The sequence below is a fragment of the Iodobacter sp. genome (assembly GCF_025352645.1).
Classification (GTDB): domain Bacteria; phylum Pseudomonadota; class Gammaproteobacteria; order Burkholderiales; family Chitinibacteraceae; genus Iodobacter.
In genome coordinates, this window is sequence record NZ_JANXSO010000087.1 from 1 (window position 1) to 24,029 (window position 24,029).

Genomic DNA, 24,029 nt, shown 5'->3' on the forward strand with positions numbered 1-24,029 from the left:
AAGTCAGAGTTCTTCTACTTAGAAAAATTCACTAGTCTTGAGCAACTAGAGCAAGGCATCGTGGATTACATTCATTACTATAACCACGACCGAATCAAGTTGAAGTTAAAAGGGCTGAGTCCTGTGCAATACAGAACCCAGCTCTTGAGTACCTAGCTTTTATACTGTCCAACTAATTGGGGTCAGTTCATGCTTACATAAAGCAGTGGGCTTTTTTATTACAGCTCGCCTTGCTGTCGCCAGATTGAGACAAACGTAAGCCATAAACTAGGGCGGGCCGATGAAATCGTCATACAATCCATGATTATCCTCGCCCGCAGTGCAGATCTATGCGTGAATACATGCTGCAAACCCAATGGCATCAAATTATGGGAATTGGCGTGCTTTTTTTTGCCGCCCTGTATTTTGGCTTTGGTACGCTCAATCTACTGCTTAGCCATAAGTGGCTACCTGCCATTCATTACGGCCATGTACTCGACCCACGCCCCTTGATGCCCGCGCAAAGGCGTAAGGAAATAAAGCTTTCTATGCTCACCATTGTCTTATTTGGCACGGGCATGGTTTTCCCTTGGGGCCTGCTGCAATTAGGCTGGGCACGGCTGGCCATCAACGCACCGCCCGCCCAGCTTGCCATAGAAATGTTTGCCTTGATCGTCTGGAATGAAATCCATTTTTATATAAACCACCGCTTACTTCACACGCCTTGGCTAAAGCGTTTTCACCTACCCCATCACCGCTCTATAGTCACCACCGCATGGTCCACCTATAGCTTTCATCCCGTTGAAGCCATTATGCTGGGCAATGTGATTATGCTGCCGATGCTGGTGCATGATTTCTCTATTTACTCGCTGGCTGCTGTACCGGTTTTCAGCATTATTTTTAATAATATTGGCCATTCCAATTACGATTTTTTACCCGATGCCGATCACGATCGCTGGTGGCTTAATGGCGCGCGCCGCCACCATTTGCATCACGCCTGTTATCAAGGTAATTACGGTTTTATGTTCCCCTTTATGGATCGTTTACTTGGCACAGCGCTGCCCGCAGATGCAGCAAAACATAAAATTGAACGTAGCCGTCATGCTTTATAAGCAGCGAGATTGGCAAAGCTTGCTTTATCTAGGCATGCAGCCGCTATTAATGCTTTATTTGTGGCAAACGGGGCTCACCTCAACCATCAATAAACTGCTATTTTGCCTGCTGCTTTTTCTTACGCTTGGCATTAGTGTTATTCACCATAATCACTGCCATTTACATATCTGGCGGAATAAGCAGCTCAATAGAATCACAGATATTTGGATTACCCTGCTGCAAGGTCACCCTAGCTTTGTGTTTTATCCGGCGCATATTGCCAATCACCATCGCTATCATCATGGCCCCAAAGATGAGGCGAGAACCTACCGCTTTGGTAGCGATAGCAATAATCTGCTTGGCTATGTATTACACCCACTACAAGCGGCATGGGTGCTTTACCCACTTTTTATAACTTGGTTAATACGCATAAAGCATAAAAAAACCAACGTTTTTTATTACTACCTGCGTCAATATTTAGTGCTTGGCCTCGCTTGGATCATTTTGGCGACGATTGATTACCACAAATTTTTAACTTTCATTTTGCTGCCGCAATTACACGGCTTGCACTGGCTATTAGCCACCAATTACTTACAACATGCCCACGCTAATGGCCATTCACGCATCAACTTTGCCCGCAATTTTGAGGGCTGGGTCAATCCACTGCTGTTTAATATTGGCCTACATACAACGCATCATCGCCATCCCAGAGCGCACTGGTCTGAACTTAGCAGCTTACATCCACACTACCGCCAGCAAGTTGATCCGCGTTTAAATGCGGGCCCGCTACTGGCGTATATGTTTCGTACTTATTTTTTGAGCTTATTCCGCCCCCGCTGGCGCAGCCAAAGCCTGATGCAACACCATAAGGATGCATAATGCCGATTCAGTTTGAACACGTTTATCTATCCGCTGCGGGCCTCTATTTGCCTGGGCCTGCGATTGGCAATGAAGAAATGGACGCCTTTATTGCGCCCATAAATAAAATATCCAAGCGCATAAAAGCCAGAATACTCGCCGAAAATGGCATCAAAACCCGCCATTACGCTATTGATGCCGAAGGAAAAACACGGCAAAACCACGCACAAATCGCCGCTGCAGCGGTGCATCACTGCTTAGACTTGGCCCAAAGCAGCCTCGATAAAGTCTCATTACTGGCCGTTGGCTCATCAGGGGGCGACGCGCTGATGCCAGGCTTTGCCAATATGATTCAAGGCGAGCTGGGCGCACCGCCCATGCAAACCGTTTCTTGCCAAGGCGTGTGCGCGGCGGGGGTCAGCGCCATCGAATTTGCTGCCCAAGCCATTGAGCTAGGCGCGCACCAGCAGGCCTTAGCCGTGGCCGCCGAAATGCCATCTCGAATGTTTAAGCAAAGCCGCTTTGCCCCACGTGGCTATCAAAGCGATTTTGACGCGCATTTTTTGCGCTGGATGTTATCCGATGGCGCAGGGGCCATGCTGCTCAGCCGCCAGCCAAAGGCCGGCCTTAATATTAAGCTTAAATGGATACACCAAAAGAGTTTCTCAGGGGATTACCCCGTGTGTATGCAACTGGGGCTAACGGAAGATCGCAGCCAATCTTTTTTAGACTTCGCCTCATCTGGCGAAGCAGAAGCCGCGGGCGCATTATCGCTGCGACAAGATATCCGCATGCTGCCGCATTTATTTGATATCTGTATTCATGAATACGTGAAGCTGGTAGACGAAGGTTGGATTAGCTCGAACCAGATTGATCACTTTCTTTGCCATTACTCATCAGCCAAGTTTATGCCGGTAGTAGAAGAGCTACTCGCCAAGGCGGGGCTCAGCATTCCGCCCGAGCGCTGGTACAGCAATCTAAGCCATCGTGGCAATACCGGTGCAGCCTCTATCTTTATTATGTTGGCTGATTTCTTAAAACAAAAAACCATCAAAGCAGGTGAAAAGATTTTTTGCTTCATCCCCGAATCAGGCCGTATTTCAGCAGCCTATATGCTGTTTGAGGTAGAAGACGGCAACGCCATGCAATCTGCCACGCCGCGCACTCATCCTGTTCTCTTTGATCCGCAAATCCCCGCGCCGCATCAACCAAGCACCGCGCCACTGGCCCTGCAGCCGCTACTCACCCAGCTAGCCAGCCTGTGGCAAGACTATCGCTCGCAAGTCTGGCGCACGCCCGTGATCCAATCGCTGGTGAATGGCCGCTTTGACGAAGCGGCTTACCAGCGCTGGACAGCCGCATGGGTGCCGCAAGTCAGGGAAGGCAGCCTGTGGATGCGTGAGGCGGCGGCATCGCTCAGTGGCGATCTAGCCGTCTTAGCCAGCTTAATCGACCTGCACGCCGATGATGAGCAAAACGATTTTCAGATCCTTTACCAAGATTACCAAGCTGCAGGTGGCCAGCTCGCCTTAGATGATTTACGCCGTAATCCAGGTGGCGAAGCGCTCAATAGCTATCTGCACGCCCTAGCCGCCACGCCCAATCCCATCGGCTTACTAGGCGCGATTTATATTATTGAAGGCACGGGCCAGCGCATCGTCCCCACCCTATTGCCCTTGCTGCGTGCCCAACTGACGCTGCCCGCACAAGCCTTTCGCTTTTTGGAATATCACGGTGCAAACGATGAACACCACCTTGCCCGCTGGCTAGGCGCAGTAGAAATCACCCTTGCCATAGACCCAAGCGCAGCGCCGGCTATCTTGGCCACGGCCAAACGCTGCGCCCAGCTGTATTTAATGCAATTTGAGCATATTGAATAAGAAGGACATTTAAAAAAACTGTAGGCACCAATCAGAACACAGAGCACAAAAACTATGTGTCGACGAAAAGCACTAAATACACGAAAAAAACATACATGCTTTTTTAAATGGCATTATTTAAACCCATCACAGGACAATGGTAATACGGTGTTTATTCGTGTTTTTAGTGGCCTACGTCTTTATTGATCTTGCTGCGTAATATCTGTGAATAAAGTTAACTCCATCTACAATTAAACGGCCCCACCATGCCCAAAGATGATTTCTTGCACACAGCCCACGATCCACGTGACCCCAGCCCTTGGCTCGCGATGTATCTAGACCAAAGCACGCCCCTACCCGATCATGTAAAACAAGCATGGCTCAGTGATTTAGCCTCGCCTTCACGGCAGTTTTTACTGCCATTTGTGCGGCCTCTCGCCAAGCTTTCGATGATTTTGATTCAAATCCTCAAGCTACTTTTACCCAAGCGCTGGGCCGCATCCAAAGCGCTGCACCGGCTTTTAGTCTGGGGCTTAAAAGGCTTTGTATCGCCCGAGGCCAATTGGCTCATCCTGCGTCATTTTCATTTAGGAGCGCAGATTATCGAGTTTGTAGAACGAAACGCGCCCGTCAGCGTGCCACTTTCCCCCCTCAAGCCCCTGACGATTGATGCACTTGCCGATGAGCTTTTTCTTAAACACGATTTAAACCTGTTTAATTTTATTATCCGGCTAGGGCAAGCCTTAAGAGATGAAGACAAAAAGCTGACTGCAGTGGCTGAAGTTGATTTCAGCATGATTACCGAGCCGCCATTGGCATTAAACGCGATGCCACAAACCAAGCTCAATTGGATCGACGTGCAAACCGCTATCGAGATCTTTACACCGGTTTACCAGTTGTTTCTGACCGATAACGATTTTTGGCGTGCCGCAAATTCACTACAAATGGACGAAACCATGGGGGTGTATGTCGCCACTCTTCTCAACACACCACAACATCTACTCTTACTGAATAATAAACACCCACTGGTCCCCCTTTCCACCCTACACGCAGGGCATAGATTGGTATTACATGGGCTATCTACCGAGATGCTGCACTGCCTACTTAGCGAAATGAAGCGAACAAACGCAAGCAGTAACGCCCATTAAACCCATAACTGCACAATAATTTTATTTTGCCAATGTTTTAGACAAACGGCAGATTGTTGGTGTTAAAACAAAGCCAGCCCTGCAAGCATGCGGCATCGGCCTCTTTTAGCGCCGCACAAAACACACCGTCGCAAACACAATGTGATTAAGTCTTTAAGCCAATGTTAAATAAGGAAGTTTAACTAAGAAAAATCATCTGTTAGTCTAGCGCACACGCTTTTTTCGGTTCTTCCTATGCCACGTATTATTCAAGATTTTGTGAAAAGAATCAGCAATCATTCTGTCAGTATTACGCCACAGTTTATTCATAGAAGCTGGCTTATCATCTTAATCCCTTCTTGTATTACGCTTACTGCCTATGGCGTTGCCGAGCTTGGCCCTAAAGAAAAGATTGCTATCAGTACCCGTACCGAAGCGATTGCCACCCCCATTTTACCAAGCAGCATCACAGATAGCCCCATCTGGCATGAGGATGTGATTCGTGCGGGGGATACTTTATCGGCAGCACTTAACCGGCTAAACGTAGACGATGCTCAAGCCAGCCAATTCATTCGCAATGATCCGATTGCTAAGGCCTTATTTGAGCTACACCCCAGCCGTAGTTTACGGGCCAAGACAGATCGAGAAGGCAAGCTGCTAGAGCTATACTACTTAAATAATAAAAACCAAGAGCTAAGCATCAAACGTCAAGATACTGGGTTTATTGCCTCAATGAACGATGCAACAACCCAACTACACACCGTGGTTAAATCGGGCACTATTACCAGCTCGTTTTACGCCAGCACCGATCAATTGGATATTCCCGACGATATTACCAAGCAATTGATTGAGATTTTTTCTGGTCAGATCGACTTTCACCGTGGTTTAAAAGTCGGGGACCGCTTTAGCCTAGTGTACGAAAGCTTTACGCATGACGGCTTAGAAATCAAAACCGGCAAAATTCTTGCCGCAGAATTTAGCGACCAACACAAAACACTACAAGCCATGTGGTACACCCCACCAGGCAGTAAGGAAGGTGCTTATTACACGCCTGACGGCAAAAGCTTGAAGCAATCTTTCTTAAAAAACCCCGTAGAATTTTCAAGAATTAGCTCTGGCTTTCAGATGCGCTTTCATCCCGTGTTAAAATCATGGAAGCAGCATAAGGGTATCGACTTTGCCGCATCAACCGGCACCAAAATCATGTCAACAGCAGATGGAGTGATTAGCAAAATAACCCAAGACAATAGTGGCTATGGTAAGCATATTGAAATTAATCACGCAGGCAAATACAGCACCCTCTATGCACATATGTCCGCCTTCAGTCCCGGCCTAAAAACCGGCTCTAAAGTCAAACAAGGCGAAGTAATCGGGCTAGTTGGCGCCACAGGCCGTGTCACCGGCCCCCATTTGCATTACGAATTTAAAATTAATGGGCAGCAAGTGAATCCAGTTGCATTGCAGCTCCCCACCGCCCAGCCAATTGAAAGCCGCTACTTAGCGCACTTTCAACCAATCGCTGCGCAGACCAAAAACCAGTTAGCTTTCTTACAACGAATAGAGCAGGCCCGCGCTGAATGAGCCGTTTGATTATTGGATTAATGACCGGCACCAGTTTAGATGGCATTGATGCCGCGCTGGTTGATTTTACCAGTACGCCCCCTCAGCTCATTGCCGCCAAAGGCACCGTGCTGAGTGAGCCATTGCGGGCGCAGCTACTTGCGCTGCAATCCCCACAAGCCAATGAGCTGCACTTGGCCCAGCTTGCCGCTAATGCCCATGCCGATGCTTGCGCCGATGCGGTGCACAAGCTACTGGCCCAAACCGGCTATACGGCGGCAGATATCGAGGCGATTGGCAACCACGGGCAAACCATTCGGCATCGCCCCGAATGCAGCTACACCTTGCAAATCAGTAATAACGCCCGCTTAGCCGAGCAAACCGGCATCAGCGTGGTGGGCGACTTTCGCTCCAGAGACGTAGCGGCAGGCGGCCAGGGTGCGCCGCTTGTGCCCGCCTTTCATCAAGCGATGTTTAGCAACCCCATGCAAAAACGCGCCCTCGTTAATATTGGCGGCATTGCCAATTCATCGCTGCTGATCGCAGGCCAGCCCACCACCGGCTTTGATACGGGCCCTGGCAATGTGCTAATGGATTTATGGATTGACCAGCAGCAGGGCCAGCGCTACGATAAAGACGGCGCATGGGCGGCAACGGGGCAAATCTTGCCTGATTTATTAGCACAGTTTTTAAGCGATGCTTACTTTGCTTTGCCTGCCCCCAAAAGCACAGGCCGAGATTTATTCCACCAAGCTTGGTTAGACCATCATTTAGCACAACGTAGTGATGCCCCAGCCGATGTACAAGCCACGCTTTGTGCCTTAACGGCGCGCAGCATTGCCAATACGCTGCGGGAGCAAGCACTGGATGCGGTCTATATTTGCGGCGGTGGCGCGCACAATGTAACCCTGATGCAAATGTTAGCGCTGGAGCTGCCACAAACCCATGTGTGCAGCAGTGCCACGCTGGGGGTTGATCCAGACTGGATGGAAACCTATGCCTTTGCTTGGCTCGCAAAATGCTGCCTAGACCGAATCCCCGCCAACCTACCACGGGTTACAGGGGCGCAAGGGCCACGCATCTTGGGTGCTATTTGGCCCGCATAGCTGATAGGCCATTAGCAATCTTGATGCAGCAGACGTAAATAGCCGTTCTAAATCAGCCGCTTCTCAGTTAGACTTGGCCCCGATTCCCTGCGGATAAGATTTTATGCACCAGACAAACCAGTTTGATCTACTCAAGACTCGTCGCTTCTTACCCTTATTTATTACACAATCACTCGGGGCATTTAACGACAACCTATTTAAAAATGCCCTCTTGGTGATGATCACCTTTCACGGCTTATCTGCCGCAGGGCTCAGTGCCGGCTCGCTGGTTAACGCTGCTGCAGGTATTTTTATTCTGCCGTTTTTCTTGTTTTCATCTTTTGCTGGGCAATTAGCTGAGAAATACGATAAAGCGCGCGTAGCTCAATGGGTAAAGCTACTAGAAATTGCCATTATGCTAGCGGCTGGGATTGGTTTTTGGCAAAAAGACGCCGCGATTTTAATGAGCTGCCTCTTTATGATGGGCGTGCACTCTGCCTTATTTGGGCCATTAAAATACTCAATCTTGCCGCAATATCTAAAAGATCAAGAATTACTTGGCGGCAATGGCCTGATTGAAATGGGCACTTTTGTTGCTATTTTATTAGGGCAAATTGCGGGCACAATGATTATTCAGCACCAGCCACATGGTGAGTCCCTGATTATTTGGGCCTGCTTGGGCGTTGCCATTTTGGGCTGGCTAAGCAGCCGTAGCATGCCAGCGGCCCCCGCCCCTGTTAAAGATTTAAAGATAAACTGGAATGTTTTTTCAGAGACGTGGCACATTGTTAAGCATGTTAAACAAAACAAAACAGTATTTAATAGTTTATTGGGCATTTCATGGTTCTGGTTTTTTGGCGCGGTCTATTTAACCCAGCTCCCTAGCCTAGCAAAAGATGTACTGGGCGGTGATGCCGCAGTCTACACACTACTGGTTGCATTGTTTTCTGTGGGGGTTGGCCTTGGCTCCGTACTTTGTGAAAAACTATCAGGGCGGAAAATTGAATTAGGCCTCGTGCCATTTGGCTCTTTAGGTTTGTCGTTTTTTGGCATAGAGCTATTCTTTGCTATTGGCAATGCACCTAGCGGGCAATTTACACTTTCGCAATTCATTAGCGCAGCGCCACATTGGCGCATCATGGCCGACATTGGCTTGATGGGTGTATTTGGCGGTTTATTTATCGTTCCCCTCTATGCCTTAGTGCAAATGCGCACTGAAAAAGAATTCACCTCACGCGCCATTGCCGCAAATAACATTTTAAATTCGCTCTTTATGGTAGTCGCAGCAGGGATGAGCATCGCCATACTCAGCGCGGGTATTCCTATTCGAGGCCTACTATTAATTGTGGCTTTAATGAATATTGGCGTGTCCATTTATATCTACACGCTTATTCCCGAATTTATGATGCGCTTTTTGGTGTGGATCATGACTCATACCCTCTACCGCGTAAACCATCAAGGTTTAGACAATATCCCAGATAAAGGGCCGTGCGTTTTAGTTTGCAACCACGTTAGTTTTATGGATGCAATGATTATTGCTGGCGCAATACGCCGGCCGGTGCGTTTTGTCATGGATCATCGTATTTTTAAAATACCGGTGCTTAATTTCATCTTTCGCACCGCAGGCACGATCCCCATTGCCCCGATGCGTGAAGACCCAAATATGAAGGGCCAAGCTTTTGATAAAGTGGCTCAATACTTAGATGAAGGTGAAATTATCTGTATTTTCCCTGAGGGGAAAATCACCCACACTGGCGAAATCAACACCTTTAAACCTGGCATTGATGAAATTATTAAACGCACCCCCGTACCAGTCATACCCATTGCGTTGCAAGGCCTATGGGGCAGTTTCTTTAGCCGCAAAGATGGCGCAGCAATGATGAAGATGCCGCGCAATATCTGGGCTAAAGTTGGCTTTATTGTAGGGGAGCCTGTTCCGGCAGCCCTTGCTACCCGCCAATACTTAGAGCAACAAGTCAGGGTATTACGTGCTGATTGGAAATAAAAAAACCAGCTCATTTAAAGCAATTTAAATGGGCTGGTTTTTTTAGCAGGATATTTATTCTTGGCTTAATACAAATACCGTGACCCAAATCCAATCAATGCCTTTTTCAATCACGGATCCTAAACGCACCATAAAAATCCGCTCGCGCGCTTGAACACGGTAAATTTTGTTACCACCATAATCAGCCGAATGCAAAATAAGCGTATTTACATTTTTTGCATCCACTTGATGCGGTAAATACAAAGCCGTGCGCACATTTGGCAAATCAGATACACCAAATGTACTTTCTTCGGCCAAGGAAATACGCTCTTTTCGCTCTTCTTTTTCCATATATAAATTAACGGCAACAGGAGCAACGGCCAGTGATTGAATCCCCACATAGACTTCATCGTCTGCTAAACGATTAAGGCGGCGAATCACACCAAGCTGCCAGTTTTCATTACGACCCAAGCGATTAGCCAGCAATAAGCCAGGCCTCACCCATTCATTTTCTGAAAACTGTACTACCGCACCATAACCACCCGCGCTTTCGTTTTCTATACTCCACACAAACCAATCATTCTGTTTATTTTCGATTTGCTTAGCTGGTGATACTTTTTCTTTAGTGCGAGTAGAAACAAAACCATATAAACGCATATCCATGATTTCATCATAATCGACATGGCCTCGCTCATCTGTGGCTGATTTACGCATAAACTTATCGTTATCTAAGCGTATATGGCCAACAATGCAATCTAGACCGCTAATGATATCGGCAATTTTAGCGACTTTTTTACGCTCACTTCTTTGCACTACGCTATTTCTAATACTTAATGACCAAAACATATCTAAATGTTTGAGTAATTCTAGAGCCAATGGCGCAGGGCAATCTTTGCCCATACCAATATCTCGCGGCAGACTGCCCGTTTCTAAACGGCGTAATAAATCAGTGACTTCCTGCATTAAATCATGCAAACCCCAGTATCTGAATGGCTCCCCTTCACAATCAGGCTGAATTTTTTGCGCCCCTTCTGGGGCCTGTAAATTCACGCAGAAATGATAGCGCCCTTCTTGAAATTTCCGTGATAGCTGAATAAGTTTTGACCACTGATTAAGCCATTGATCGACCCAATCAATTTGCCGCACAGAGAGGTTATTGCTAGACAAAGAGCCCAACATTAACATTTGGATATATTCATCCGCGCAAGAAGTCACCTCTTTACCGTGCAAGTTATAAAGAGGGAAGGGATTACTATCGCAGCCTTCTATTTCAGATAGGCGATAAAGCTGATGGGATAAAATCCATAATTTAGGCGGTACTTTTTCAAATTTAAAATAATGCCACTTGGCTTGAATTGATAAATAATGCAAGCTTCTAGCCAATACCTTGGGCATAAGCAGAGCAAGCTCTGCTTTTTTGCCACCATCAACTTCTGCTTGAACAAAGCACTGGTAAATAACCACCATATCCGCAGCAAATTGAGTAATTTGTTTCCAAAGTTTAATCTCAATATCTTTCGACATCCGAGGATTAGAAATGTATTGGTAACAAACGGCCTCATAAGACAGCTGAGCAGCATCATCAAGCAATAGTAAAACATGTAAGCTTTCTAAGCTTGCCACTCTCTGCTCATTAATAAATGCGGCGACCGCCTGATGTATTTTAAGCTGCTGTGATTGTGTATCAATCTCTTGCAAACGTTTACACCACGACGTAGCCGCCTTTACGCTAGCAAATGGCGATTTATCTTTTGAAAAAATAGTCGTTAAAAAATTACGCATAATTCGCCTATCAGTTAGGCATTGAGTTCAGAGGATTGAACAAGCCAAGCCTTAGCATCATCAGCATCATCGAATATACCAATTTCAGCATCAGTAAACATACGGCTTAACCAAGCAGACCAAGTTACCCATTGATCCGAAGTAACCACAGCGATGCGATTAAATTCTTGCCCATGTTCACGAACAAATTTGAGTTCTTCTAAAGCCACATCAAGCGTATAGCTTAGCATTCCATGCAAATCAAACAATAATGCCACTGGCCCATGAAACTTGGACTGATAAAGCACACTTTCTTCAAATTCACGATAGTCTTGCAAAGTAAATTCACCCAAAACGGTGGTCTGGATATAATCGCTTTCTTGTGAAATGCTAATCATCGCGGACTCCTGCCCAAGAAAAAAACTAAAATACAATGTCTACTAGCTAGTTTACTTAGCTTTCCCCTGCCTCGACAAGGATTACATTTTTTTAATTATTTATAGCAATTTAAAATTAATGCGTCCGCTTTTGTTTTACCGCAAGGTTTTGTTAACTCTGCATAAAAGAGAGTGCTTTAAAGCAAACCACAATTAAATACGAAACGATTTAAGTATTTGCTAATTCAGAGAAATGACCAAATTGAATGATCACCCCAGATAAACGCGGATTATTGCCGCATAATGGATCAATCAATTCTAGACCCTATTGTGACATTCTTCACCCCTGCCCTGCAGGCAAGCGATGATAAATACTTTGCCAATTAAAGCTTTTGCAAATCAATTAAAAGCTGGCGGGTATGCAAAGGCGCATCGCCCAAAATAGCCGCGAATGCCTGTCTCATTAATAACTTACCCTGAGTTGCCACGCTGGCATAATCACCGGTGGCAAAGGCGAGCAAAGCCTGCCCCTGATACTGAGGCAAATGACTTTGCACTGGAATAATACCAAGTGTTGGATCAAAGCCATATGTGCGCCCAGCCAGCACCGGCTGGCCCTCACACTGCCCCCAATCAACGCCATAACCCATCGCATCGAGCAAAACACGCTCAAACTCACGCAAAACCGGCTCTACCCCTAAGCCATCACTAGGTAAGATAGACAGAGCGCGAATCGCCTCAAAATAGCTGGCAAACAATAAAGCATGGGGTTCATCGCGAGGCAGAAGACGTAGCAGCAGCTCATTCAAATAAAAGCCGCACAGCAGCGGCAAGCCGCGTAATTGGGGAATGCCCCCCTGCCAATCTGCAGAGTGTAGAGTTTTAAGCTCCCCCACACCAAACCAAGACAGCAGCACGGGCTGAAAGCCTAATAAAATACTACGCAGCTGCGAACCGGGGCGTTGGGCCCCCCGAGCCACCATCATGACACGACCATGATCGCGGCTAAATACATCGAGCAGGCGGCTGGTTTCTTTGTATGGGTACTGATGCAGTACAAAGGCCGCCTGCGTATCAATGCGCTGCTTTAGGGGTCTTGCCACGGGCTTTATTCGTAACCGTACTGACGAACCAAGCGGGTATCATCCGCCCAGCCGTTTTTCACTTTGACCCACACTTCCAAGAACACTTTAGCGTCAAAGAGTTTTTCCATATCTTGCCGTGCTTCAGTGGCGATGCGTTTCAGCTTTTCACCATTTTGGCCGATCAACATGGCCTTTTGTCCATCCCTATCCACCAAGACGGCAGCATGGATACGGCGTAGCTCACGACCATCACGCATTTCATCATCTTCAAATTTTTCGATTTCTACCGTCATGGAATAAGGCAGCTCCTCCCCCATTAAGCGGAAAATCTTTTCACGAATGATTTCTGACGCCAAAAAGCGCTCATTGCGATCGGTCACTTGATCTATATCGTATAAAGGCACCGATTTAGGCAGCAGTGGCTCTACCACTTTAAGCAAGACATCCACGCTTAGATTCTTTTGTGCGGAAATAGGCACAATGGCATGAAAATCAAAACGCGCATTCATCGCTTCAATAAACGGGAACATTTCGTTTTTATCTTTCAGCTCATCAATTTTATTCAGCACCAATAACACCGGGCGATTAGTCGGCAATAGCTTCAGCACTTCTTCATCGGCGGGGCTAAAGTAACCCGCTTCAATCACATACATAATCACATCAACATCAGCCAAGGTGCTGGTTACGCTGCGATTCATGGCTTGATTTAAAGCGTTTTGGTATTTGGTTTGAAAGCCAGGCGTGTCTACGAATACAAACTGAGCAGTTTCTGAGCTATGCACACCCGTAATACGGTGACGCGTTGTTTGTGCTTTACGTGATGTAATGCTGATCTTCTGGCCAATCAATTGATTAAGTAGCGTTGATTTACCTACATTTGGGCGGCCTACAATGGCCACGAAGCCACAACGAAAATCGTTTACTTCGTTTTGAATATCTATCTCGCTCATGCGCTTTTACCTTTGGCTAGCTTGCTAGCTGCGTGCTTACTTTTTAGCGGGAACTTATCCTGCAAAATGGTGAGGGCTGATTCGGCGGCAAGCTGCTCAGCGGCGCGGCGACTTGTGCCAACGCCTTTGGTTAGCAACTTCACTTCAGCGATACAACAGCTCACTTCAAAAATCTGATCGGGCGATTCGCCATCCTGCCGAAGAATAGTGTACGCCGGCAGCGTATAACGGCGAGCTTGCAGCCACTCTTGCAAGCTGGTCTTGGCGTCTTTTGCACCAAGCAGCGGATCAATGGCAGCAATTCTGGATGCAAATAGCGCTTGCACCACAGCTGAAACCGCATCGAAGCCACCATCTAACCAAATCGAGCCTAAAATTGCCTCTAAGGCATCCGCTAAAATGGATGGACGCCGATGGCCGCCACTTTTTAGCTCGCCCTCGCCCAGCCAAATAAAATCACCGAGATTAAGCTCGGTGGCAATACTGGCTAAGGCTTCTTGGCGTACCAAACTTGCCCGTAAGCGGGATAAATCCCCTTCAGGCAGCTTAGGAAACGTCTGATATAAAGCCAATGCAATCAAGGAATTTAGAACACCATCGCCAATAAACTCTAAGCGCTCATTATGCGTAGAAGAAAAACTACGATGCGTTAAAGCTTGTTTAAATAGCTTTGGTTCTTTAAAAGAATAAGAGAGCACCCTTAATAGGCGCTCTGGGGGAAGAACAACACTCACGACTAATTACCCGCAGCTTGCTGCGTATTCGATTTTTGGATATCAAAAGCGAACAACAGACTCATATTTCCCACGATTGGAACAACCCGCTCGTAGCTTAAACTTACCGTTGTACCACTGCTAGCCTGAGAAATCTGTAATTCAGCAGCACTAATACCCCGGATATTATCAACCGATGATTGGCGCCCAAAAGCCTCTCTAATTGCAGCGGGCTGCTGTGCACCATATTCTTTAACCGTACGTTCAATGGCTTTTTTAACGGTAAAGTACTCTAAATAAGTCGGCACCACTTTCAGCGCCGTAATGGCAATGACCGCACCCACAATTGCAAACATTAGAAAAGAGCCAAAAGACAAACCACGCTGCCGACTATGCATTATTAATTTCCTTAACGAATAGAGGTGCCAACGCGCCCCATATCCTTAAAATTAAGCCAAATAAGAAACGCTTTACCGACTACGTATTTATCAGGAACAAAGCCCCAATAACGGCCATCGGCACTATGATCACGGTTATCGCCCATCATAAAGAAATGGCCTTCTGGCACTTTGCAGCTAAAGCCTTCTTCATCATAGCGGCAATCTTCGCGAAAAGGAAAATCACGCACTTCACCCATATTTACCGATGGCACATCCGCCATGGCTAAAGTAGAGTAATCATGCAAACCTAGCTTTTCATTGTATTGCTTATTATTAATTAAATAAGTCCCCTGCTCTACATACTGATGGTCTGGCATATCAGTGGTTGGCACAGGTTTACCATTAATCGTTAGCTTTTTATTGCGATACTCAACGGTATCCCCAGGCAAACCAATCACCCGCTTAATATAATTAAGCGATGGGTTTTCAGGGTAATTAAACACCATCACATCACCATGCTCTGGCTTACCTACAGGCACCATCACATTATTAATCACAGGCGTGCGCAAACCATAAGCAAATTTATTCACTAAAATAAAATCACCCACCACTAAGCCAGGACGCATTGAGCTAGATGGAATCTGAAAAGGCTCTACAACAAATGAGCGCAATACAAATACCGCTAGCAATACAGGAAAGAAACCACGGCCATATTCAACCCAATCGGCAATCGGTGTTTCACCACGCTTCTTTGCCCAAATAAACCGATCTAAGCCCCAAATTACCCCCGTCACCAATACAAAAATAAGCATGGCAGCAGAGATAGAGCAGTATTGTACTAAGACAATAAATAAGCCCATCACCACCGCAAGATAGCCGTACTGCACTAAAGAAGGTGGCTCACTGCCTTTACGCTCATGCTTGGCACCGATTGCTACCAACACGGGCCCTAAAATGACGAAAACAATTCCGAGCAACAACCAGTTCATCCGCTTTCCTTTTTATAGGGGAGTTCTCTAGCAAAGCACACCAACACAGGCAGTACTTTGAATACGCCAAGTAAATACAACAATGCTAGAAAATTTTTTGTCTAGTAATTTACTTATCGCTCACTTGCAAGATTGCAAGGAAAGCTTCTTGTGGGATTTCAACATTACCCACTTGCTTCATGCGCTTCTTACCCGCTTTTTGCTTGTCCAGCAGTTTACGCTTACGTGAAACGTCACCACCATAACATTTTGCCAATACATCTTTACGAGTGGCTTTTACCGTTTCACGCGCCACAATCTGGCTACCAATCGCCGCTTGCACCGCCACGTCATACATCTGGCGTGGAATCAGCTCGCGCATTTTAGCCACCAGCTCACGGCCACGATACTGGCTACTGCTGCGGTGAATAATCAGGCTTAAGGCATCGACGCGCTCGCCATTCACCAGTACATCTAGCTTAATCAAGTCAGCCACTTGGAATTCTTTAAAATCGTAATCCAAGGACGCGTAACCACGGCTCACTGATTTAAGACGATCAAAGAAATCCATCACCACTTCAGCCATTGGCAGATCGTAGCTCAGCATCACCTGACGGCCCATATACTGCATATTGCGCTGATTACCGCGCTTTTGATTACACAGCGTCATCACCGCGCCCACGTAATCTTGTGGCACCAAGATAGTGGCGGTAATAATCGGCTCACGGATTTCTTCGTATTTAGAAGGGTCCGGTAGCTTAGATGGATTTTCGATATGCACCACTTCGCCTGACTTAAGCAGCAGCTCATACACCACCGTTGGCGCGGTGGTGATCAAGTCCATATCGAATTCGCGCTCTAAGCGCTCTTGCACGATTTCTAAGTGCAACAAGCCCAAGAAACCGCAACGGAAACCAAAGCCCAGCGCCTGCGAAACTTCCGGCTCGTAATGTAGCGAGGCATCATTCAGCTTGAGTTTTTCTAAGGCATCACGCAGTTTTTCGTAATCATGGCCTTCGATCGGGTAAAGCCCCGCGAATACCTGAGATTTCACTTCTTTAAAGCCAGGCAAAGGCTCAGTAGCAGGGTCTTTAGCCGTGGTGATGGTATCGCCAACCTTCGCATTGGCAATTTCTTTAATCCCCGCAATCACAAAGCCTACTTCACCGGCTTTCAACACGGTTCTTTGTACTGTTTTTGGGGTGAATACGCCGACTTGTTCGCAAAGATGCTGCGATTTATTCGACATAAACATGATTTTTTCTTTCGGGCTAATCTGCCCATCCACCACCCGCACCAACATCACCACGCCAACGTAGTTATCAAACCACGAGTCCACAATCAGCGCCTTAAATGCACCATCAGGATTGCCTTTAGGGGCGGGCACTTTAACGATCAGCGCCTCAAGAATATCTTCGATACCAATACCGCTTTTGGCGGAGGCATGAACTGCATCTGTGGCTTCGATGCCGATAATGTCTTCAATTTCTTGAATCACACGCTCAGGATCCGCCGCTGGCAAGTCAATTTTATTCAGTACAGCCACCACTTCCACGCCTTGCTCCAGCGCGGTGTAGCAGTTGGCGACAGTTTGAGCTTCAACACCTTGCGAGGCATCCACCACCAACAGCGCGCCTTCACAAGCAGCCAAAGAGCGGCTGACTTCGTAAGAGAAGTCAACGTGTCCTGGGGTGTCGATCAAATTAAGGTTATAAATTTCACCATTACGGGCTTTATAAGATAGCGCAGCCGTCTGCGCCTTGATCGTGATGCCGCGCTCTTTTTCGATATCCATCGAATCGAGCACTTGCGCGCTCATCTCACGCAGCTCTAGGCCACCACAGAATTGAATAAAGCGATCAGCCAGCGTACTTTTGCCGTGATCGATGTGAGCGATGATAGAGAAATTACGAATATGATCCATTGGTCTGCCAGAAACTCACGTAAAAAAGGGGTACGAAAGAGCTGTACCGAATTTAAAAATCTTCAGGATTCAAGCTATCAGCGGCAACGCAGCGCGCTCATATCAGCGCGCTGTGATGCTGTAAGCTTGATCTGCCGTCGATTTTTGAAAATCCGATAGCTCGCTTTCGCACCCCAGATATTAATTTGCAGTGATTTTAACGGAAATTAGCAAGATAGGCATCAAGTGCTGCTTGATCAAGGTGGTAATGGCATATTTCCACCCCGTCCGCAGCGGCCAAAACCGGCACCCATTCGCCATACTTCTCTTCTAAATGATCGACATCATCGATATCAATCCATTCTAAAACAAAGCCCTTAGCCACGGCCTGCTGCTGCAAAGCATCGCGCATCACCAAGCACAGCCCGCAATATTCGCGGCCATATAATTTAAGAGCAATCATTTCGCTGGCGCACGAATAGTCATAAACATCGAAGCATCGCCACGAATCACCCGCAGTGCACTGGCTTCATTTGGCTTAAGCGCGGTCAGTAGCTGCTTTAACTGGCCAAGGCTGGTGAGCTCTTGATTGGCCACCGCCACGATTAAATCGCCGGCCTGCAAGCCTGCCTTTGCTGAAGGGCCACGCACCGCTTGTACTTGAACGGCAAATTTTAGGCCCATAGCCTTAAGCTGTGCCGCCTCAACTGCCTGCAAAGACAAACCAAAGCGCCCGCCTTCATCATTTTGATTGCCGCGGTATTCACGCTCTGCATTGATGCGATCGGATTGCTCAAGCACACCAATTGTCACAGCAACATCACGCAGTGCTTTATCACGCCAAACCTGTACTGGCACTTTGGTGCCTGGGCGAACAGCGGCAACATACTTAGGCAAATCGCTCGATGTAGTGACAGCCTGACCGTTAAATTTCAAGATCACATCGCCAGGCTTTAAGCCTGCTTTATCGGCGGGGCCGTCTTTTTCTACGCTAGCCAGCAGTGCACCGCTTACTTTGCTTAAACCAAAGCTTTTAGCTAAATCATCGTTTAGCTCTTGAATAGCCACACCGATTCGACCACGCGTGACTTTGCCGGTGGCTTTTAATTCATCCGCCACCTTCATCACCACATCAACCGGAATCGAGAACGATAGCCCCATAAAGCCACCCGAACGGCTGTAAATTTGCGAATTAATCCCAACCACTTCACCGGCCATATTAAATAGCGGCCCGCCTGAATTACCTGGGTTAATCGCCACATCAGTCTGAATAAACGGCACAAAGGTTTCATCTGGCAGGCTGCGGCCTTTGGCTGAAACAATGCCCGCTGTCACCGTATTTTCAAAGCCAAATGGCGAGCCAATCGCCACCACCCACTCACCCACTTTGAGCTTATTTGCATCGCCAAGCGTGACTTTGGGCAAGCCTGTGGCATCAATTTTAAGTAAAGCCACATCAGTACGGGCATCCGCCCCAATCACTTTGGCTTTAAATGTGCGCTTATCTGTTAACTTAACGGTGATTTCATCAGCCTGCGCAATCACATGGGCATTGGTAAGAATATAACCATCCGCCGCCATGATAAAACCAGAGCCTAGAGATTGCGCCTGACGCTCACGAGGCTGCTGATGCTGGCCATTTCGCGGAATCATTCGCGGCACAGGAAAACCAAAACGGCGGAAAATATCCATACCGTCTTCATCGCCCACTTGCTGCGGCTGCTCTTTGATAGTGGACGTGGTTGAGATATTCACCACGGCACGGCCTTCTTTTTCGACCAGCTGGGTGAAATCAGGCAGGTTAGCTGCCGCAAAAGAGGCACTCGCTACAAAACCCAAACTTAAACTGGCAATTAGTTTTTTCATCATGATTTACGTTTCATCTGACAAGGGCTAAGAAACGGCGAGGGGCTTAATTGCCTACTCGCCACAATGACTGGTTCGGCAGAGGCCGCCAGCTGGTGCTGCTGCTTAAGCAAAACAAAACCCACTACAAATCCGATACACGCGCCAAGGACAGAATATGCAGGCGATTGAGGCATAAGCCATTGCCCTAGAGCCGCCCCTGCAATCAGCAACAGCAGAGGCACACCATAAGCCCACACGGCGGTTTTAAGCAGCTGTTGCTCTGCCACAGCCACAGTCACCAAATCACCCGCCTTAGATGACAACGGACTTTGCACTCGAAAGCCTTCTTGAGCCTGTGCAAACAAGCGGCTCACCGCCACCGATTTGCAACCGGTTTTAGGATCGCATTGCCCGCAAGGCGTATGTGGCTTGATTTTAACCCAAGCATGCCGCCCATCGACGCGAATCACCTGTGCTTCAGTTTCAATCATGCTTATTTACTTTTGTGGATTAAAAGCAAGCGCAAAGGCCTTTACCGTATCGGCAGGTACTTCACCCAATACTGTGACCATTTTTCCATCAATTTGCCGCACAAACATATGCATAGCACTTTGATGAGAAGCGCCTTCTTTGACTTCAGCGATGGCAGGCTCTAAAAACACCGACACCGTCACCAAGCCATCGCTATACAAATGCTGCACAACCGGCATTTCTTTGCCGATCAAAGAGCGCTGAATACTTTTAAGAAAGCGAAAACCACGTGGCAAATGCTCAATCTTCCATGAAGGCTCAACGGGGCTGCTGGCTACGCCTTGATTGGATTCCATCACCACAGCGCGCAATGGATTAACAGGGCTAAGCAAAGCGCGATCAATCTTGCCGAGCACAAGGTTTGAAAACACAAATAACTCAACCGGCTGCGAATAAGGCCCAAGACGCTCAGATTTAAGAATTAAGCCACTTTCAGTGTGCATCCATAAACGCATAGGGAATCGAAACACATCCCGCGGCTCCAGCTCAAGCACCTGTGCATTTAGGCCAGCAACCCGCTCCATGCCTAATTTCTTTAACTTGTAATTAAGCAGCACCGCTTCGGCTGTTTCTGGCAAATGCTGAGGGAAAAGTTTTGAGCTAAAGCGGCGATCTAAAGAAACTGGCCTTTTAGAAGGCAAGTAAATGCTGATTTGATCGCCTTTTCTCACGTACTCACGGCGTGGACCATCTAAGGATTCACGACGCTCAATCTCAAGCGGCTCACTGCCTACATGCACAATTCGGAAAGTTTCTGTCGCATCACCATGCTGATGCGTGAACGTACCTTGAAAATCAGCTTGCTTGGCCGCAGCCACCATCCGATTCAGCAAAACAGCCGCGTCTGCGTTATTTAGCTCAGACGCAGCCCAAGCACTCACCGGCAAAAACAAACTTACACATAATACAAGGGGTTTTAATCTATCCAGCAAGTCGCTCATTTAGCGCACAATCTCCGTGCCAAAATCAGCGTAAACGATATCTCGCTCCGCCAAAACATTGCCAGATTCTTGGCTATGCGCCGCCAAATAAGCACGCACGGCTGGCGCTTTTGCCACCATTTTATGATTACTCTGCACCGCAACCATTGCAGGAGCAGTGTTTAAAACCGTATTAGATTGCCAAACTGCTACACCGACAAAGGCGATCGATGCCGCTGCAGTTAAAGGCACCAGTAGTTTTTTCATCCCCGAACTACGCTTTAAGCGCTGTGGCGCAACCACCGTTGGCTCGGCGGCCAATCGCGCAGAAAAACGCTGCATAAACTGCGGCGACAAGAGCGGATGTTCTTGTAAGCTATCGCTGGCCAGATGCCAATCGTACCAAGCATTCGTTAACTCAGGCTTGCGTTTCATTTCAGCTAATAAGCCATCCATCTCTGAGACATCCAGCTCGCCATCCATCAAGGCGGAAAGTTTCTCTTTCATCGTATTTCCCTCTCATATCTTATGCAAAGCTTACCAGCGCTTATCTCGACCAACGATATCCAATAAGGGCCTCAGCTTGCTTGCTATTGCCTCTCGGGCGCGAAAAATACGTGAGCGCACCGTGCCGATGGGGCAATTCATCACCGCAGCGATGTCTTCATAACTTAAACCATCCATTTCACGCAAGGTAATCGCTGTACGTAGCTCAGATGGCAACTCATCCACCACTGCATTTACTGTAGAGACAATCTGCCGGTTAGAGAGTTCAGTTTCAGGCGTATGGTAATCCGGTATTTGTGCCGCAGCATCCAACGACTCACCCTCTTCGTCCTCGTAATCCGCCAATAGCTGCGGACGACGGCCTAAAGTCGACAAATGATTTTTTGCGGTATTGATAGCAATACGATAAAGCCAAGTATAAAAAGCACTTTCCCCACGAAAGGAAGGCAAGGCACGATAGGCCTTGATAAAAGACTCTTGTGATACGTCTTCAATTTCGTTTTGATCACGAATCAGACGCGACAATAGCCGCGCCACACGACGCTGGTACTTCACCACCAACAGCTCAAAAGCACGCTTATCACCTGCCTGCGCCCGTACTACAAGCTCCTGATCGATGTCACGATCGGTACGCTGAATCAAGGATACCTCCAAAATAAATTTCTAGCTGTCTGTCAAAATTAAGCACCCACAAGGCATGGTGTCTTGCTTAAAGACGCCCACAAACCTTGAAGTGATGTGTTGGCACGCAAGATAAAATGCGTAGCGCATAAGAAAATCAGTTTCCCACAACAAATCCGCCTTAATTCTGACAGGCTACCTGTGACATGGGGCTAACCATGATCTTTATCAAGTCAATCTGCACTTATACGAACAGATTTGGCTTTATACACGGCTACGTAAGTCTGGCCTCTGTTAATATTTCATTTTTCTGGGAATGGAACATCAGCAATGCGGGAATTTGATGCGTTAATTATTGGCAGCGGTCTTGGCGGGATGACCATGGCACTGCACTTAGCTGACCACATCAAAGTGGGTCTGGTCACCAAACGCGAATTGCGCGATGGTGGCAGTGGTTGGGCACAAGGCGGCATTGCGGCAGTACTTGATGGCACCGACAGCGTAGAGCTGCATATCCGTGACACCCACGTTGCAGGCGCAGGCCTGTGCGATCACGACAGCACACGCTTTATTGTGGAACACTCCAAAGAAGCGATTGATTGGCTCATTCAAATGGGCGTGCCCTTCACCAAAGACACCGAAGGCGATAGCGCTTATCAAGGCTACCACCTCACCCGCGAAGGCGGCCACAGCCACCGGCGTATTATTCATGCTGCAGATGCTACTGGTGCTGCCGTGATCGACACGCTGGCGCATAAAGTAGCCTCCCACCCCAATATCACCGTGCTTGAATCACATATTGCCGTTGATTTAATTACCGACCAAAAGCTAGGTCGTGAAGGTAAGCACTGCTATGGCGCTTACGTTTACAATAAAGAAACGGACCACGTTGAAACCATCGTCGCCCGTTCTACCGTGCTGGCTAGCGGCGGTGCGGGCAAAGTTTACCTCTATACCACCAATCCCGATGTAGCAACGGGTGACGGCATTGCTATGGGCTGGCGTGCAGGCTGCCGCGTTGCCAACATGGAATTCATCCAATTTCACCCCACCTGCCTTTATCACCCGCACGCCAAATCATTTTTGATCACTGAAGCCGTACGTGGTGAAGGCGGCATATTAAGACTACCTGACGGCACCCGCTTTATGCCCCTGCACGACGAACGTGCCGAGCTGGCTCCGCGTGATATCGTGGCCCGCGCTATCGACTTTGAAATGAAAAAAGGCGGTTTTGACTGCGTTTATCTGGATATCTCCTATAAACCCGCCGCGTTTATTAAAGAGCACTTCCCAAATATCTATCTCCGTTGCTTAGAGCTGGGCATCGACATCACCAAAGAGCCCATCCCCGTTGTGCCTGCCGCACATTACACCTGCGGCGGCGTAGTGAGCGACATGGCTGGCCGCACCGATGTTGCCAGCCTCTATGCCGTGGGCGAAGTCGCCTGCACCGGTCTACACGGGGCAAACCGCCTTGCCTCCAACTCCTTACTGGAATGCATGGTTCTTGGCAAAGCTGCCGCCACCGACATCTTAAAAGCCGCCACCACTGAGCGCCCAAATATCCCCGAGTGGGATGAAAGCCAAGTCACCGATCCCGACGAAGAAGTAGTGATCTCGCACAACTGGGATGAATTACGCCGCTTTATGTGGGATTACGTGGGCATTGTGCGCACCAACAAGCGCCTAGAGCGCGCCCTGCATCGCATTGAGCTACTGCAGCATGAGATCGACGATTACTACAGCAACTTCCGCGTTTCTAACGATTTAATCGAGCTGCGCAATCTAGTGCAATCGGCCGAGCTGATCGTGCGCTGCGCCATGGATAGAAAAGAAAGCCGCGGCCTGCATTACAGCCGCGATTATCCAGGCATGCTAAACGAGGCAAAAAGCACCATTCTGAGCCCAGATTAAAAGACTT

23 protein-coding genes are annotated in these 24,029 nt (G+C 47.8%); 9 read left to right on the forward strand and 14 right to left on the reverse strand.

What is annotated here, in order from left to right:
• From Q0R17_RS10060 to Q0R17_RS10095, 8 genes are all read left to right on the forward strand, one after another.
• Positions 1 to 156, forward strand: a 156-nt coding sequence (locus tag Q0R17_RS10060) for an IS3 family transposase (protein WP_293934726.1), incomplete at its 5' end; no start/stop codon positions are given.
• Positions 157 to 329: 173 nt separating this feature from the next.
• Positions 330 to 1,091: a sterol desaturase family protein gene (locus Q0R17_RS10065; protein WP_293934665.1), complete on the forward strand. Its 762-nt coding sequence runs from the start codon at positions 330 to 332 to the stop codon at positions 1,089 to 1,091.
• Positions 1,081 to 1,950 (forward strand): fatty acid desaturase, encoded by an 870-nt coding sequence (locus tag Q0R17_RS10070; RefSeq protein ID WP_293934668.1) that lies wholly within the window; start codon positions 1,081 to 1,083, stop codon positions 1,948 to 1,950. Before Q0R17_RS10065 ends, Q0R17_RS10070 begins: the two co-directional genes overlap by 11 nt.
• Positions 1,950 to 3,809, forward strand: coding sequence for an iron-containing redox enzyme family protein (locus Q0R17_RS10075; protein WP_293934670.1), 1,860 nt, complete (start codon positions 1,950 to 1,952; stop codon positions 3,807 to 3,809). Before Q0R17_RS10070 ends, Q0R17_RS10075 begins: the two co-directional genes overlap by 1 nt.
• Positions 3,810 to 4,054: 245 nt before the next feature.
• Positions 4,055 to 4,936, forward strand: coding sequence for a DUF6999 family protein (locus Q0R17_RS10080; RefSeq protein WP_293934673.1), 882 nt, complete (start codon positions 4,055 to 4,057; stop codon positions 4,934 to 4,936).
• Between the two features lie 234 nt (positions 4,937 to 5,170).
• Entirely contained in the window at positions 5,171 to 6,496 is a 1,326-nt protein-coding gene (locus tag Q0R17_RS10085) for a peptidoglycan DD-metalloendopeptidase family protein (protein ID WP_293934675.1), read from the forward strand.
• On the forward strand, positions 6,493 to 7,581 hold the full coding sequence (locus Q0R17_RS10090; protein ID WP_293934677.1) for an anhydro-N-acetylmuramic acid kinase: 1,089 nt from the start codon (positions 6,493 to 6,495) through the stop codon (positions 7,579 to 7,581). The genes Q0R17_RS10085 and Q0R17_RS10090 overlap by 4 nt, the downstream gene beginning before the upstream one ends.
• 103 nt (positions 7,582 to 7,684) lie before the next feature.
• Entirely contained in the window at positions 7,685 to 9,565 is a 1,881-nt protein-coding gene (locus Q0R17_RS10095; protein ID WP_293934679.1) for an MFS transporter, read from the forward strand.
• A 54-nt stretch (positions 9,566 to 9,619) separates the two neighbouring features.
• On the opposite strand, the gene Q0R17_RS10100 is transcribed toward Q0R17_RS10095, so the two are convergent.
• The 14 genes from Q0R17_RS10100 to rpoE form a co-directional block, all read right to left on the reverse strand.
• Positions 9,620 to 11,326: a hypothetical protein gene (locus Q0R17_RS10100; RefSeq protein ID WP_293934681.1), complete on the reverse strand. Its 1,707-nt coding sequence runs from the start codon at positions 11,324 to 11,326 to the stop codon at positions 9,620 to 9,622.
• Between the two features lie 14 nt (positions 11,327 to 11,340).
• On the reverse strand, positions 11,341 to 11,703 hold the full coding sequence (locus Q0R17_RS10105) for an STAS/SEC14 domain-containing protein (RefSeq protein ID WP_293934684.1): 363 nt from the start codon (positions 11,701 to 11,703) through the stop codon (positions 11,341 to 11,343).
• Between the two features lie 362 nt (positions 11,704 to 12,065).
• Positions 12,066 to 12,785: a DNA repair protein RecO gene (recO, locus tag Q0R17_RS10110; RefSeq protein WP_293934686.1), complete on the reverse strand. Its 720-nt coding sequence runs from the start codon at positions 12,783 to 12,785 to the stop codon at positions 12,066 to 12,068.
• Positions 12,786 to 12,790: 5 nt separating this feature from the next.
• Entirely contained in the window at positions 12,791 to 13,717 is a 927-nt protein-coding gene (era, locus tag Q0R17_RS10115; RefSeq protein WP_293934687.1) for a GTPase Era, read from the reverse strand.
• Entirely contained in the window at positions 13,714 to 14,451 is a 738-nt protein-coding gene (gene rnc, locus Q0R17_RS10120; protein WP_293934689.1) for a ribonuclease III, read from the reverse strand. Before rnc ends, era begins: the two co-directional genes overlap by 4 nt.
• A 2-nt stretch (positions 14,452 to 14,453) precedes the next feature.
• Positions 14,454 to 14,828, reverse strand: a complete 375-nt coding sequence (locus Q0R17_RS10125) for a DUF4845 domain-containing protein (protein WP_293934691.1) — start codon at positions 14,826 to 14,828, stop codon at positions 14,454 to 14,456.
• A gap of 11 nt (positions 14,829 to 14,839) precedes the next feature.
• Positions 14,840 to 15,799, reverse strand: a complete 960-nt coding sequence (lepB, locus tag Q0R17_RS10130; protein ID WP_293934693.1) for a signal peptidase I — start codon at positions 15,797 to 15,799, stop codon at positions 14,840 to 14,842.
• A 109-nt stretch (positions 15,800 to 15,908) separates the two neighbouring features.
• Positions 15,909 to 17,702, reverse strand: a complete 1,794-nt coding sequence (gene lepA / locus Q0R17_RS10135; protein WP_293934695.1) for a translation elongation factor 4 — start codon at positions 17,700 to 17,702, stop codon at positions 15,909 to 15,911.
• A gap of 196 nt (positions 17,703 to 17,898) precedes the next feature.
• Positions 17,899 to 18,144 carry a glutaredoxin family protein gene (locus tag Q0R17_RS10140; RefSeq protein WP_293934698.1) on the reverse strand — a complete coding sequence of 82 codons (246 nt, stop codon included), beginning with the start codon at positions 18,142 to 18,144 and terminating at the stop codon, positions 17,899 to 17,901.
• Positions 18,141 to 19,550 carry a DegQ family serine endoprotease gene (locus Q0R17_RS10145; RefSeq protein WP_293934700.1) on the reverse strand — a complete coding sequence of 470 codons (1,410 nt, stop codon included), beginning with the start codon at positions 19,548 to 19,550 and terminating at the stop codon, positions 18,141 to 18,143. The genes Q0R17_RS10140 and Q0R17_RS10145 overlap by 4 nt, the downstream gene beginning before the upstream one ends.
• A complete protein-coding gene (locus Q0R17_RS10150) occupies positions 19,547 to 20,020 on the reverse strand; it encodes a SoxR reducing system RseC family protein (RefSeq protein WP_293934703.1) in 474 nt (157 codons plus the stop codon). Before Q0R17_RS10150 ends, Q0R17_RS10145 begins: the two co-directional genes overlap by 4 nt.
• A gap of 6 nt (positions 20,021 to 20,026) precedes the next feature.
• The gene (locus tag Q0R17_RS10155; protein ID WP_293934706.1) at positions 20,027 to 21,001 is read right to left on the reverse strand and encodes a MucB/RseB C-terminal domain-containing protein; all 975 of its coding nucleotides are present in this window, start codon (positions 20,999 to 21,001) and stop codon (positions 20,027 to 20,029) included.
• Positions 21,002 to 21,487 (reverse strand): sigma-E factor negative regulatory protein, encoded by a 486-nt coding sequence (locus Q0R17_RS10160; RefSeq protein WP_293934708.1) that lies wholly within the window; start codon positions 21,485 to 21,487, stop codon positions 21,002 to 21,004. It abuts the gene before it with no gap.
• A 30-nt stretch (positions 21,488 to 21,517) separates the two neighbouring features.
• On the reverse strand, positions 21,518 to 22,126 hold the full coding sequence (rpoE, locus tag Q0R17_RS10165; protein WP_293934728.1) for an RNA polymerase sigma factor RpoE: 609 nt from the start codon (positions 22,124 to 22,126) through the stop codon (positions 21,518 to 21,520).
• Between the two features lie 312 nt (positions 22,127 to 22,438).
• Here rpoE and nadB point away from each other — a divergent pair, with 312 nt between their 5' ends.
• On the forward strand, positions 22,439 to 24,022 hold the full coding sequence (gene nadB / locus Q0R17_RS10170; RefSeq protein WP_293934710.1) for an L-aspartate oxidase: 1,584 nt from the start codon (positions 22,439 to 22,441) through the stop codon (positions 24,020 to 24,022).
• Positions 24,023 to 24,029: the final 7 nt, after the last annotated feature.

Excerpts from the sequence above, each read along its gene's own strand:
- Q0R17_RS10065 (WP_293934665.1), top strand. The coding sequence starts at position 330 with ATGCGTGAATACATGCTGCAAACCCAATGGCATCAAATTATGGGAATT.
- Q0R17_RS10070 (WP_293934668.1), top strand. The coding sequence starts at position 1,081 with ATGCTTTATAAGCAGCGAGATTGGCAAAGCTTGCTTTATCTAGGCATG.
- Q0R17_RS10075 (WP_293934670.1), top strand. The coding sequence starts at position 1,950 with ATGCCGATTCAGTTTGAACACGTTTATCTATCCGCTGCGGGCCTCTAT.
- Q0R17_RS10080 (WP_293934673.1), top strand. The coding sequence starts at position 4,055 with ATGCCCAAAGATGATTTCTTGCACACAGCCCACGATCCACGTGACCCC.
- Q0R17_RS10085 (WP_293934675.1), top strand. The coding sequence starts at position 5,171 with ATGCCACGTATTATTCAAGATTTTGTGAAAAGAATCAGCAATCATTCT.
- Q0R17_RS10090 (WP_293934677.1), top strand. The coding sequence starts at position 6,493 with ATGAGCCGTTTGATTATTGGATTAATGACCGGCACCAGTTTAGATGGC.
- Q0R17_RS10095 (WP_293934679.1), top strand. The coding sequence starts at position 7,685 with ATGCACCAGACAAACCAGTTTGATCTACTCAAGACTCGTCGCTTCTTA.
- Q0R17_RS10100 (WP_293934681.1), bottom strand. The coding sequence starts at position 11,326 with ATGCGTAATTTTTTAACGACTATTTTTTCAAAAGATAAATCGCCATTT.
- Q0R17_RS10105 (WP_293934684.1), bottom strand. The coding sequence starts at position 11,703 with ATGATTAGCATTTCACAAGAAAGCGATTATATCCAGACCACCGTTTTG.
- era (WP_293934687.1), bottom strand. The coding sequence starts at position 13,717 with ATGAGCGAGATAGATATTCAAAACGAAGTAAACGATTTTCGTTGTGGC.
- Q0R17_RS10125 (WP_293934691.1), bottom strand. The coding sequence starts at position 14,828 with ATGCATAGTCGGCAGCGTGGTTTGTCTTTTGGCTCTTTTCTAATGTTT.
- lepB (WP_293934693.1), bottom strand. The coding sequence starts at position 15,799 with ATGAACTGGTTGTTGCTCGGAATTGTTTTCGTCATTTTAGGGCCCGTG.
- lepA (WP_293934695.1), bottom strand. The coding sequence starts at position 17,702 with ATGGATCATATTCGTAATTTCTCTATCATCGCTCACATCGATCACGGC.
- Q0R17_RS10140 (WP_293934698.1), bottom strand. The coding sequence starts at position 18,144 with ATGATTGCTCTTAAATTATATGGCCGCGAATATTGCGGGCTGTGCTTG.
- Q0R17_RS10145 (WP_293934700.1), bottom strand. The coding sequence starts at position 19,550 with ATGATGAAAAAACTAATTGCCAGTTTAAGTTTGGGTTTTGTAGCGAGT.
- Q0R17_RS10150 (WP_293934703.1), bottom strand. The coding sequence starts at position 20,020 with ATGATTGAAACTGAAGCACAGGTGATTCGCGTCGATGGGCGGCATGCT.
- Q0R17_RS10155 (WP_293934706.1), bottom strand. The coding sequence starts at position 21,001 with ATGAGCGACTTGCTGGATAGATTAAAACCCCTTGTATTATGTGTAAGT.
- Q0R17_RS10160 (WP_293934708.1), bottom strand. The coding sequence starts at position 21,487 with ATGAAAGAGAAACTTTCCGCCTTGATGGATGGCGAGCTGGATGTCTCA.
- nadB (WP_293934710.1), top strand. The coding sequence starts at position 22,439 with ATGCGGGAATTTGATGCGTTAATTATTGGCAGCGGTCTTGGCGGGATG.